At 43.4% G+C, this 12,015-nt stretch carries 9 protein-coding genes; 5 read left to right on the top strand and 4 right to left on the bottom strand.

Annotated features, from left to right (window positions below; genetic code table 11):
• Nucleotides 1-15: 15 nt before the first annotated feature.
• Nucleotides 16-243: a YejL family protein gene (locus tag NL643_RS11545; protein WP_005380722.1), complete on the bottom strand. Its 228-nt coding sequence runs from the start codon at nucleotides 241-243 to the stop codon at nucleotides 16-18.
• Between the two features lie 85 nt (nucleotides 244-328).
• On the opposite strand from NL643_RS11545, the gene yejK reads away from it, so the two are divergent.
• The 3 genes from yejK to NL643_RS11530 all read left to right on the top strand — a co-directional run bounded on the left by yejK (nucleotide 329) and on the right by NL643_RS11530 (nucleotide 3,994).
• Entirely contained in the window at nucleotides 329-1,327 is a 999-nt protein-coding gene (yejK, locus tag NL643_RS11540) for a nucleoid-associated protein YejK (RefSeq protein WP_253644428.1), read from the top strand.
• Nucleotides 1,328-1,409: 82 nt separating this feature from the next.
• Nucleotides 1,410-2,726 (top strand): Hpt domain-containing protein, encoded by a 1,317-nt coding sequence (locus NL643_RS11535; RefSeq protein ID WP_253644427.1) that lies wholly within the window; start codon nucleotides 1,410-1,412, stop codon nucleotides 2,724-2,726.
• Nucleotides 2,727-2,830: 104 nt separating this feature from the next.
• Entirely contained in the window at nucleotides 2,831-3,994 is a 1,164-nt protein-coding gene (locus NL643_RS11530; protein ID WP_243328270.1) for a chemotaxis protein, read from the top strand.
• A gap of 88 nt (nucleotides 3,995-4,082) precedes the next feature.
• Here NL643_RS11530 and nhaC read toward each other — a convergent pair whose 3' ends face one another.
• Entirely contained in the window at nucleotides 4,083-5,516 is a 1,434-nt protein-coding gene (gene nhaC / locus NL643_RS11525; RefSeq protein WP_005396525.1) for a Na+/H+ antiporter NhaC, read from the bottom strand.
• Nucleotides 5,517-5,946: 430 nt separating this feature from the next.
• Between nhaC and asd the strand changes: the two genes are divergently transcribed.
• Complete coding sequence (asd, locus tag NL643_RS11520) at nucleotides 5,947-7,062, top strand: aspartate-semialdehyde dehydrogenase (RefSeq protein ID WP_005396526.1); 1,116 nt, start codon at nucleotides 5,947-5,949, stop codon at nucleotides 7,060-7,062.
• Nucleotides 7,063-7,117: 55 nt separating this feature from the next.
• On the opposite strand, the gene NL643_RS11515 is transcribed toward asd, so the two are convergent.
• Nucleotides 7,118-7,981, bottom strand: a complete 864-nt coding sequence (locus NL643_RS11515) for an ion transporter (RefSeq protein WP_005396527.1) — start codon at nucleotides 7,979-7,981, stop codon at nucleotides 7,118-7,120.
• Between the two features lie 35 nt (nucleotides 7,982-8,016).
• Nucleotides 8,017-8,655, bottom strand: a complete 639-nt coding sequence (locus NL643_RS11510; protein ID WP_005396528.1) for a YchE family NAAT transporter — start codon at nucleotides 8,653-8,655, stop codon at nucleotides 8,017-8,019.
• 650 nt (nucleotides 8,656-9,305) lie between these two features.
• Here NL643_RS11510 and adhE point away from each other — a divergent pair.
• Nucleotides 9,306-12,008 carry a bifunctional acetaldehyde-CoA/alcohol dehydrogenase gene (gene adhE / locus NL643_RS11505; protein WP_012841564.1) on the top strand — a complete coding sequence of 901 codons (2,703 nt, stop codon included), beginning with the start codon at nucleotides 9,306-9,308 and terminating at the stop codon, nucleotides 12,006-12,008.
• Nucleotides 12,009-12,015: the final 7 nt, after the last annotated feature.

Genomic DNA, 12,015 nt, shown 5'->3' with positions numbered 1-12,015 from the left:
TTCTATTGTCCGTTATTAGTGTGTTTTTGGTGTTTCTAAAGAAGACATCAGCGCCTGAGCAAATTTTTCAGCAATCGCTTTGCGTTGTGAAGCAGCAACACGTTGATTTAAGACATTGGTTGCGATATTTCCGGCAATCATTAGCGTCAACTCAGGAGAAGCAGCGTGTTTTTCAAGAACTGTTGCTACTTCAGCAAGAATTTTCTCTACTTGCTCGTCAGTATATTTAGATGTAATCGGCATAAAGACTCTAATAATGATAGTAAAAGCGGCTTATGATAACCTACAATGCCCATCAACTAAAACCTTGTAGCAAGATAAAATCACTATGAGCCTTCATCTTTCAAACGTTATTCTGCATCAACTGTGCAAAAACGATCAGGACGAGCTAGTTGTAAACTTTCGTCCAGCATCATTAGAGAACGATGCATCTACTGAAAACTTAGTCGCTGAGCTTCACCGAGTATTCCATTCTAAAGCTGGTAAAGGTTTTGGATCTTTCCAGTCAGACAGCGAATTTCAATTTTGGCTTCAAGAAATGCGCAAAGGAGAGCGAGATTTTTACGACTTCTCACAAATTAGTGCAAATCGCTTGAAAGAAGAGTTGATTAAGTACCCATTTGCGGATGAAGGTATTTTGGTTTTCGCTGAGTATCAGAGTTTAGCAACGGACTACTTGTTCATCGGTATCTTACCAATGAACCAAAGTTTAAAAGTGACCGAAGGTTTGGACATCAGTGCGACGGATTACCTAGATATCACCAAAATGGATATTGCGGCACGCATTGACTTGTCGAGCTACGACACTGACAAGGAATCTAATCGTTACTTGCAATACATCAAGGGACGCGTTGGCCGTAAAGTGGCGGATTTCTTCCTAGATTTCCTGCAAGCGGACATCGGCTTAGATACGAAACAACAAAACTTAGTGTTGATGCAGGCAGTGGATGATTTTTGTGCTGACTCGAAGCTAGAAAAGCAAGAAGTGAAAGAGTACAAGAAACAAGTTTACGATTACTGCAATGAGCAAATTAAATCCGGTGATGAGGTTCAAATCTCAGAGCTTTCTGGAGAGCTTCCTCCAAGCCAAGATGGCACAAGCTTTATGGATTTCACCAAAGAGCAAGGGTACGAACTTGAAGAATCTTTCCCAGGTGACCGTGCGACGGTTCGCAAACTGACTAAATTTGTTGGCGCTGGTGGTGGCTTGAATATTAGCTTTGATAGCCTATTGCTTGGCGAGCGTATTTTTTATGACCCAGAGACGGATACCTTAACGATTAAAGGTACGCCACCAAATCTAAAAGATCAGTTGAGTCGCAACTAAAACCATATCGTCAAATTAAGAGAGCCAATGGCTCTCTTTTTTTATGTGAATAAGAAACATCCATAGTATATGCTTGTAATTAATGGAGATATGCGAGGGGCGAGTGTTGCTGAAGCTAAAAGAAGGAATGAGGCGGTTTGTTTGGTTCTGGTTCGTTTTATGGTGTGTTTTAGCGCTAGGGATTTGGTTGCAAGCCAAACAAACGATTCAAACCATTTCAACAGTGAATGAGCTAGGAAGCAAAGTCGAAGAAGTCAGACATTTTTTTAACTTCGATCTGCCTTATCGTGTTAAGCACGTCGACCAAGTTTCACTAAAACTTCAGTTAGCCTATGCAGTTCGCTTACAGCTTGAAAGTGAGTTTTCTGAAGGAAAAATCACACCAGATATTACTCAATTGCTTTATGCGACCGATCGATTTTTAGAAAGTGCTCGAGCCTTTGTAGGGAGTGACAGTGAGCTTGTATCATTGGCTGAACAGTTGCGAAGAAGCCGCTCCCGAGATGAAAACTCTGAGCAAATTCAATCAATGTACTATCGCTTAGGCGCACTTGTTTTGGAGTCTATTTTTAGTGACTCAGCAACGAATAGCGATACTTATCGTGATTTAGACCGACTCTTTATCGAGTCGGACACGCTTTCTCCTCAAGAGCGAAGTGCTTTTCAGCGTCAACTTGCCCAGACTTCAAGCGCGCTATCTGCCAAGGCGCAAGGCAGCTATCTAGTTAATCAACTGCTTAATCCTGATTTCCCGAACCAGTTGACTTCGATAAATGACCAGTTGGAACAAAAGTTGATGACCTTTGTTACTTGGTTGTCAGTAATCAGTGGTTTATTTCTTTCTCTTTTTTCATGGGGGCTTTTCTCCCAAAGAACCGTTCAGCCGCTAATACCATCAAGAGCAGAAGATAAAGAGTCTGAGCAAGCTGATGGGTCTTACGTTGTTTTTTCTGCTCAGTCTGAAAGCGCTCAAAACGGCCAAGTTAACGAACAGAGTCATAATGAGCCTAACACATCACAAGTGGAAGTCGTGGAACGTGAGCCGTATATAGATATCAATAAGATGCTGGACTCGCTATCGGGAGATGAAAGCGCGGTGCGAATGTTACTTGAAGTCTTTATTCAGGATCACTCTGGCGATGGTTCAAAAATGCATCGGCTATTAGAAGAGGATAAAGAGCAAGCGCAAAGAGCGGCTCATAGTCTTAAAGGGGTCTCGGGAAGTTTAGGGGCAATGCCATTGCACTGCATTTCGGGTGATATTGAACTGTTGATTAAACAAGGGCAAAAAGTGCCGGAAGAGAAACTGACACGTTTAGATGATGTCCTAAAGCAAACCATACTTTTCGCTAACCACGTTCTCAATAGTGAAAAGATACAAGAAGCGCTAACAGATTGATATTGCTCTGACTTACAATCATCAGAGTTGGGGTATTAAAGGCCCGAACTATATGACTTAGTTCGCTTTATTCCTGTTCCATACAATTTGTTAAAGGTACTTTCATGTCCGTTCGTCGATTGTCTTCAATGATGTTGATAGGGTTGGTTGTGATGCTTTCAGGGTGCTCCCTGTTAGAAGTGAAAATCGAGAGTCAAACCGTCCCTCTTACCAAACAAGAGCTTAATATGCGTCTCCTGACTCGTGAGTATGCGCAACAGTTTTTTGCTCAGGTAGAGCAAGCTGCTGATGCATTGCACGATCAATATGAGCCGCATGATAAAGTCCATCAATCTTATATTTTGCTTTGGAAGATAAATGCTGAAGAAGGTCTTCAAGCAGCAGCATACCAAGTCTCGCCAATGGCAGCACTGATTGATACTTGGACTTTTACGCTACAGATGGATCAATTCTTTACGACTGGCCTTGGTCATGAACTGTTTGCGACAGAGGAGGCAAAGTTAGTTTCTGCTCACTTAGCGAAAGAGGTGGATAAACTGGCTCAATCTCTGTTGAAACAAGAAGCGTACATCAAGACACAAGCGTTTGTTGCAGAGTTCGTTAAGCAACATCCATTCGCGGACTTAAGTATGATCAGGACGCCAGCTTACCGTGGGTGGTTAGATGCGAATCAAATTAGCGAGGAAGAGGCAGTGACTACGCTAGGTACAATGCCAGAAGCATTAGGTGATGTCTCGGATCGTCTAAGCCTTGTATCAGAACAGACCCCCAAAATTATGACTTGGAAGGCGCAGTTATTAGCATTAAATAGCTCTGCCAGCATCGAAAAAGTTAATGCTGCGCTAAATAGCTTACAAGTTACGGCGGATTCGATGAAGGACTTTATTGATAACAATCCAGAGTACATGCGCTATTTGGCAGAGCAAATGGCGGTAGAGTTACAACCTTTGGTTGACGATATTGACCAAAAAACGCAAGCGCGTTTATCTCAATTGGGTGAGGAGCGCCAAGCTTTAGAGTTGATGGTAGCCAGAGAGCGCCAAGAAATCGCGCAGATCATTACCCATGAGCGTGAGAAATTTGCTCAAGATATGGACCGAGTCTCTCAGGAAGTGGTCAGTTTAGCGATGACTAAGCTGATTGAGCTCGTTAAAAGTACCATTATCTACTTCATCTTGTTCATTGCCGTTATATTCTTTGCACCACTTGGCTTGGGCTATTGGTTTGGTAAGCGTGCAGCAGTGAAAGCGCAAGTCAAACAAAGTTAACGTTTGGTTGAGATATAAAAAAGAGCGCTCATGCGCTCTTTTTCTTTGTCTCTCACTCGGAAGAGAGATTCTTCCTATCTATGCGAACTTAAGCGGTTTGCTGCTTCAGTTCGCCTTCTGCTTGTTCAACTGCTTCCGCCGTTGGCTCGCATTTATCAACAAACCAACCCATGTAGGAACTGATGATGGTCACAATGATACATACAAAACTTAGCCACATGAACGGTGCATAAGACAGTGTCGCAACACCCAGAATACTTGCCATGTAGATACCGTTGTCACTCCATGGAACCATACCAGATGTTAATGTGCCGCCGAACTCTGCGTTACGAGACAAGTTCTTACGTTTGTAGCCTAGGCGATCGTAGTTCTTCGCACAGATTTTTGGTGTCAGGATAAGTGAAACGTACATCGCTGAACCAAATACGTTCCCCATAAAGGCTGTACCGATTGTACTTGTTGCCAGTGAACCTGCACTTTGAACGCGTTTTTCAAACAGCTTAGCGATAGTTTCTAACACCCCCACTTTATCTAGTAGACCACCAAAACCAAGGCCGAATACGATAACTGCTACTGAGCCAAGCATTGAAGACATGCCGCCACGGTTAAGAATGGAGTCAATGAAATCTACGCCTGAAGAAATCGCAAACGGAGCCCAAGCGGTGTTGAACGCGGTTAGGAAGTCCACATCTTGAATCATTACTGCCCAAATAATACCGAGCAGAGAACCAAAACTGATCACTGGGAATGAAGGCATACGCATTGCTAGAAGTGACAATACGATGATCACAGGAACAAATGAGTAAGGGGTGATGTAGAATTGCTGCTCCATCGCTTTAATTACAGAGTCTACCTGGCTCATGTCAACTTGACCTGCGTAGTGGAAGCCAAATGCAGTAAACATAATGCCTGTAATAATATAGCTAATGAGTGCGATCGGCAGCATGCCTTTAATATGTTCCATCACTTCAACGTTAGACATCGATGAAGCAAGAATCACAGAATCTGATAGAGGCGACATTTTGTCACCAAAGTAACAACCTGAAAGCACCGCACCAGCTGTAATTGGTGCAGGAACGCCAAGGCCTTGGCCAATACCCATCATCGCAATACCAGCAGTACCAGCAGCGCCCCAAGAGGTGCCAGTCGCTAGCGCAGTCAATGAACAGATGATCATGGTTGCGAGCAAAAAGATAGAAGGGTGAATTGCTTTAAGGCCGTAGTAAATAATGGTTGGAACAATACCACCAGATATCCACGTACCAACAAGCGCGCCAACGGCAAGAAGAATTAAGACGGCTCCAAGTCCATTGGAAATGCCATTTAGTGCAGCTTTTTCCAGATCTTTGTACTGATGACCAAGCTTAATGCCTAATATCATGATAATGAACCAACCGATGTACAGCGCTAGCTGGATCGGTAGGTCTAGCTTGGCAGTGAACGAAAATGCCAGCAGTAGAAATAAACCGAGCGAGATAAATACCTGTATCAAGCTTGGTAGGCGTGGTGTAACTTGCTTCATATGTGCCTCTGTCAATCTTGGAGCAATAGAGGAAGGCGCTCCTTGTTGTAATCGCGCATAACATACATTAACAAAAATTATATTTCGAATATTTGGTGTTTTATCTTGATGTTCGTCGGCAAAAACGTTTGCTTGTGAAATTAACTGTTAGTTTGTTTTAACTTTTTTGGTTTTAAATGTTGTGTAATGTGAAATTATTGTGCTTCGTGTGTTATTTTATCACTGAGTGGTAAGACCAATTTGGAGTAACAGGGCTTTCCCTACTTGAAAAATGGCCGAAATCGCAAACCAAACACTAAAAAATCTCGTTTAACACGAATTTTCATAGGAAAAGGTTAAAAAATAGGCTTATTTACAAAATAGGGGTTGAGATTTTGATGCGAAAAATTAACTATGGGGTAGGTTTTTTAATACATGGAGAGTTAATACGATGAGAGTTGGTTTAGTTGGTTGGCGCGGTATGGTTGGTTCAGTCCTTATGCAGCGTATGGTTGAAGAGAAAGACTTCGACCTAATCGAACCAGTATTCTACAGTACTTCTCAAGTTGGTATTCCTGCTCCTAACTTAGGAAAAGACGCAGGCTTACTGCAAGACGCGTATGATATTGAAAGCTTAAAACAGCTTGATGCGGTAATTACATGTCAAGGTGGTAGCTACACAGAAAAAGTTTACCCAGCACTTCGACAAGCCGGTTGGAAAGGCTACTGGATTGACGCAGCATCTACGTTACGTATGGCGGAAGATTCCATCATCACGCTTGATCCTGTGAACTTAAAGCAAATCCAACAAGGCATCCACGGTGGCACGAACACATTTGTTGGTGGTAACTGTACGGTTAGTTTAATGCTAATGGGTCTAGGTGGCTTATTCGAGAAAGGCCTTGTTGAGTGGACAAGCGCAATGACGTACCAAGCCGCTTCTGGTGCTGGCGCGCAAAACATGCGTGAACTGATCTCGCAAATGGGCGTTATCAATGACTCTGTAAGTTCCGAACTTGCAAACCCATCAAGCTCTATCCTAGATATTGATAAAAAAGTTGCAGACACAATGCGCAGCGGTTCTTTCCCTACCGATAAATTCGGTGTACCACTAGCTGGCTCGCTTATTCCGTGGATCGATGTGAAACGTGATAACGGTCAGAGTAAAGAAGAGTGGAAAGCGGGCGCAGAGGCAAACAAAATCTTGGGCTCACAAAGCTCGCCTGTGCCAATTGATGGTACTTGTGTCCGTATTGGTGCGATGCGCTGTCACTCTCAAGCTCTCACTATCAAGCTTAAGCAAAATGTCCCAATGGATGAAATCGAAGAAATCATCGCCACTCATAACGACTGGGTTAAAGTGATTCCTAACGATCGTGACATTACTGCGCAAGAACTTACACCTGCAAAAGTAACAGGCACTATGTCCGTACCAGTAGGTCGTCTACGTAAGATGGCAATGGGTGATGACTTCCTAAATGCTTTCACTGTTGGTGACCAACTACTTTGGGGCGCAGCAGAACCATTGCGTCGTACGTTACGCATTATTCTTTCTGAGAAAGCATAATCACATCAATCTTTGTTTGATGACAAAATAAAAGAGCTCCCTAGGGAGCTCTTTTTTATGCTTCGTCTTCTCCACGAACAACGCGTTTGTCAGGATCGGCCAGTTCACTACCACAGTGTTTACAGTAAGTCGCATCAGAGTCGTGCCCGGCGTGAGAACAGTTAGGACACTTCACTAATACTTTGTGCGATTGCATTTCTTGGTGAAGCTCTGCTGTGAAAATACCAGTAGGGACCGCCAAAATTGAATAACCCAACAACATGGTGAGTGAGGCAAGTCCTTTTCCGAGATCTGTTTGAGGTACCAAGTCACCATATCCAACCGTAGTGATGGTCACAATAGCCCAATAAATACTTTTCGGAATGCTAGTAAATCCGTTTTCAGGCCCCTCAATGACAAAAATCAGTGACCCAAAGATCGTGACCATAATGGCGACAGAGCTAAAGAAGATAAAAATCTTTCTGCGCGCCATCAGTAGAGAGCGTAAGAGGATGTTGGACTCTTGAAGATAGCGGACCAACTTGAGTATGCGGAATATTCGCATGACTCGTAGTGCTCTTATTACGCCCATAAAGGAGGCAGAAGGGAAAAACAGTGCTAAGTAAGTAGGTAAAATCGCGAGTAAATCAACGACGCCATAAAAGCTTTTCGCATAGGCGGCTGGTTTTGGAGAGCAATAAAGCCGGAGAAAATACTCAATAGTGAATAAACCGGTAAAAGTGTACTCCAAGTATTTCAGCTCTTTTGCCCACTCGGCGCGTACGGATGGTATTGAGTCTAATACCAGCACGATTAGAGAACTGATAATCGCGATAATGAGTGCAATATCGAAGGTTCGACCAGCTTTGGTATGAGTACCAAAAATGGTGACATAAAGAGTATGTTTGAGAGAGTCAGTCGTCATGACAAAGCGATCCATTGTTGAATCGCTCTATCATACAATTTTATAGAAACTCAGGCTAATCCTGGAAATAAGTTGCGTAAACCATTGGCGATAAACTCAATACCCAATGCGCCTAATATCAAACCCATGATACGGGTAATGACGTTGATACCAGTTTGGCCCAAAAATCGCACGATCAGTGGGGCAGAGCGGAACAACAGCCACGAGCATAGACAGAACAAGCCAATTGTAATGCTGATGCCTACCGTATCAAACATGCTTGGGTAGCGTGCACCGTAAACAATAGTCGAACTGATTGCGCCTGGTCCTGCCATTAGCGGCATCGCAAGAGGAACAACACCGATCTGCTCGCGACTCACGTATTCTGATTTTTCCTGTTTGTTTTGTTTATCTTCCCCCAGTTTACCGCTCATCATCGAGAACGCGATGCTAAGCAGCAGTAGCCCACCTGCAACACGAAACGAATCCAGAGAAATGCTGAACATATCTAATAGTAACTGGCCAGCAAAGAGCGAAATGATCAGGATGATCGCAACAGCCACGTTCGCTGTGGTTGCCGTATTGCGCTTTTCGTCTGGTGTCATATGTCCGGTTAGTGACACAAACACAGGCATGATACCAACAGGGTTTACTGCGGCGACCAAACCAAGAAAAAACTGCAAGAAGATAGCAAGTTCAAAAGTTTGCATGTTGCGTACTCATTAAAGTTCACATTAGTGAAAAGGCGAAGGGGTAATTTGGGCGTAATGTAAGGCAAAAGTTGGGTTGGAAGAAATGAAAAAAACTAACGCATTTCCTACTGTTTTAGTGAGAAAAACTAATTCTTTAATAAACTGTATCTAATCTGGAAAAGAATTGTTGCGTATAAAGTTGCTGTCAAAGCGTGCTGTTTTACATAAACGTTAACATTCGCACACTTTTGATAAAAACTAAGGTGGTTTGTAGAGAGATGTATTCGGTTCGATATACTCTCAGTAGCACAAGGAATTGGGCCTACATGTAATTTTGTTGGCTAAAAATGAAACTTTTTTACAGATTGTTGTAGTTTCTTTTATTTATTTGTCTATTTGCTTCTTTTTTGTTCAATGAAAAGTGAAGATTAATTTATTTGTTTATCAGTGAGTTATGTCGTTTTAGTGTGATGGGGCACCACTTTGGTGGTATTTAGGTCGTGAGAACTGATCCAAGTCAATTTTTTTCACACCCTGAAATATTATACTCAGTCCTGAAAGCAATTTACTAAGACGTTTGTTTTCTAAGTGACTGATAAACAGTAAAAACGATAAGTAATAGCCTTAGTAAAAAGTTTTTAATATTTGTTAATTTTAGGAGATTCCCTATGCCTGTAACTAATATGGCTGAACTAGATGCAATGATTGCTCGCGTTAAGAAAGCGCAAGAAGAGTTCGCTACTTACTCTCAAGAGCAAGTAGACAAAATCTTCCGTGCAGCATCGCTTGCAGCTAACCAAGCCCGTATCCCGCTAGCTCAACAAGCGGTTGAAGAATCTGGTATGGGTATTGTTGAAGATAAAGTAATCAAGAACCACTTCGCTTCTGAGTTTATCTACAACAAATACAAAGACGAACAAACGTGTGGCATCCTAGAAGAGGATGACAACCTAGGTACTATGACTATCGCTGAACCTGTAGGTATCATCTGCGGTATCGTACCAACGACTAACCCTACATCTACAGCGATCTTCAAATCTCTAATCTCTCTGAAGACTCGTAACGGTATCATCTTCTCACCACACCCACGTGCGAAAAACTCGACTAACGACGCAGCGAAACTGGTTCTAGACGCAGCAGTAGCAGCGGGTGCACCAAAAGACATCATCGGTTGGATCGACCAACCTTCTGTTGAGCTTTCTAACGCTCTTATGAAACACGATGACATTGCTCTTATCCTTGCAACTGGTGGCCCAGGCATGGTTAAAGCAGCTTACTCTTCTGGTAAACCAGCAATCGGTGTAGGTGCAGGTAACGTTCCTGTTGTTATCGACGAAACTGCTGACATCAAACGTGCAGTGGCTTCTATCCTGATGTCTAAGACTTTCGACAACGGCGTAGTATGTGCTTCTGAGCAGGCTGCAATCGTCGTTGATGAAGTGTACGACGAAGTAAAAGAGCGTTTTGCTTCTCACAAAGCTTACGTACTAAGCAAAGCAGAAGCTGAAAAAGTTCGTAAAGTTCTTCTTATCGATGGCGCGCTAAACGCGAAAATCGTAGGTCAGCCAGCAGCGGCAATCGCTGAAATGGCAGGCGTTAAAGTTCCAGCAGACACGAAAGTCCTTGTTGGTGAAGGTCTAGGTAAAGTGTCTCACGATGACGCATTCGCTCACGAGAAACTATCTCCAACTCTAGGTCTATTCCGTGCTGACAACTTCGAAGACGCGGTTGCTCAAGCGGTAACTATGGTTGAGATTGGTGGTATCGGCCACACATCTGGTCTTTACACTAACCAAGATACTAACGCTGACCGTATCCGTTACTTCGGTGACAAGATGAAGACAGCTCGTATCCTAATCAACATCCCGACTACTCACGGTGGTATCGGTGACTTGTACAACTTCAACGTTGCGCCTTCTCTAACTCTAGGTTGTGGTTCATGGGGTGGTAACTCTATCTCTGAGAACGTAGGTCCTAAACACCTAATCAACAAGAAAACTGTAGCGAAGCGAGCTGAAAACATGTTGTGGCATAAACTACCTAAGTCAATCTACTTCCGTCGTGGTAGCCTTCCAATTGCTCTAGGCGACCTAGAAGGTAAGAAGCGCGCATTCTTAGTAACTGACCGTTTCCTATTCAACAATGGTTACGCAGATGACGTAGTAAGCCTACTTAAAGCTCAAGGCATGGAAGTTCAAACATTCTTCGATGTTGAAGCTGACCCAACGCTTTCTGTAGTAGAGAAAGGTGCGGCTCAAATGGCTAGCTACCAACCAGACGTTATCCTAGCGCTAGGTGGTGGTTCACCAATGGATGCTGCGAAGATCATGTGGGTAATGTACGAGCACCCAGAAACTCACTTCGAAGAACTAGCAATGCGCTTTATGGACATCCGTAAACGTATTTACAAGTTCCCTAAAATGGGTCAAAAAGCTGAGCTTGTATGTATCACTACAACTTCAGGTACTGGTTCAGAAGTTACACCATTTGCGGTTGTTACTGACGACAAGACTGGTGCTAAATACCCACTAGCTGACTACGAAATCACGCCAAACATGGCTATCGTTGATGCTAACCTAGTGATGAACATGCCTAAGTCTCTAACAGCATTTGGTGGTTACGATGCAGTAACTCACGCTCTAGAAGCTTACGTATCTGTTCTTGCGAACGAATACTCAGATGGTCAGGCTCTACAAGCACTTAAGATGCTAAAAGAATACTTACCTTCAAGCTACGCGAACGGCGCTAACGACCCAATCGCTCGTGAGAAAGTACACAACGCCGCAACTATCGCTGGTGTGGCATTTGCTAACGCATTCCTAGGTGTTTGTCACTCAATGGCGCACAAACTAGGTGCTGAGTTCCACATTCCACATGGCCTAGCAAACGCACTACTTATCTCTAACGTTGTACGTTACAACGCGAACGATAACCCAACTAAACAAACAGCGTTCTCTCAATACGACCGCCCACAAGCACGTCGTCGTTACGCTGAAGTTGCTGACCACTTAGGTCTAAGCCAAGCTGGTGACCGTACTGCTCAGAAAATTGAACGTCTACTAGCATGGTTGGATGAGCTAAAAGTGAACCTAGACATCCCAATGTCTATCCAAGCGGCAGGCGTAGCTGAAGCAGACTTTATCGCGAAACTTGATGAGCTAGCAGTTGAAGCGTTCGATGACCAATGTACTGGTGCGAACCCTCGCTACCCACTAATTAGCGAACTTAAAGATGTGTTAATGGCTTCTTACTACGGTAAAGCATTCGTTGAAGGTGAAACTTTCGAAGGTACAACAGTTATCAAGAAGAAAGCAGACCAAGAAGCAGCGAAAGCGGCGCCTAAAGCAAAGAAAGAAAAAGCTGACGCGTAATTAAGAG

It is taken from the genome of Vibrio sp. Y42_MX_L11 (assembly GCF_024181785.1).
GTDB lineage: Bacteria > Pseudomonadota > Gammaproteobacteria > Enterobacterales > Vibrionaceae > Vibrio > Vibrio diabolicus.
Note: the sequence above shows the minus strand (reverse complement) of the source record. Positions and strands in the feature narration are given on the sequence as shown.

Coding starts and splice junctions, on each gene's coding strand:
- NL643_RS11545 (WP_005380722.1), bottom strand. CDS start 243: ATGCCGATTACATCTAAATATACTGACGAGCAAGTAGAGAAAATTCTT.
- yejK (WP_253644428.1), top strand. CDS start 329: ATGAGCCTTCATCTTTCAAACGTTATTCTGCATCAACTGTGCAAAAAC.
- NL643_RS11535 (WP_253644427.1), top strand. CDS start 1,410: ATGGAGATATGCGAGGGGCGAGTGTTGCTGAAGCTAAAAGAAGGAATG.
- NL643_RS11530 (WP_243328270.1), top strand. CDS start 2,831: ATGTCCGTTCGTCGATTGTCTTCAATGATGTTGATAGGGTTGGTTGTG.
- nhaC (WP_005396525.1), bottom strand. CDS start 5,516: ATGAAGCAAGTTACACCACGCCTACCAAGCTTGATACAGGTATTTATC.
- asd (WP_005396526.1), top strand. CDS start 5,947: ATGAGAGTTGGTTTAGTTGGTTGGCGCGGTATGGTTGGTTCAGTCCTT.
- NL643_RS11515 (WP_005396527.1), bottom strand. CDS start 7,981: ATGGATCGCTTTGTCATGACGACTGACTCTCTCAAACATACTCTTTAT.
- NL643_RS11510 (WP_005396528.1), bottom strand. CDS start 8,655: ATGCAAACTTTTGAACTTGCTATCTTCTTGCAGTTTTTTCTTGGTTTG.
- adhE (WP_012841564.1), top strand. CDS start 9,306: ATGCCTGTAACTAATATGGCTGAACTAGATGCAATGATTGCTCGCGTT.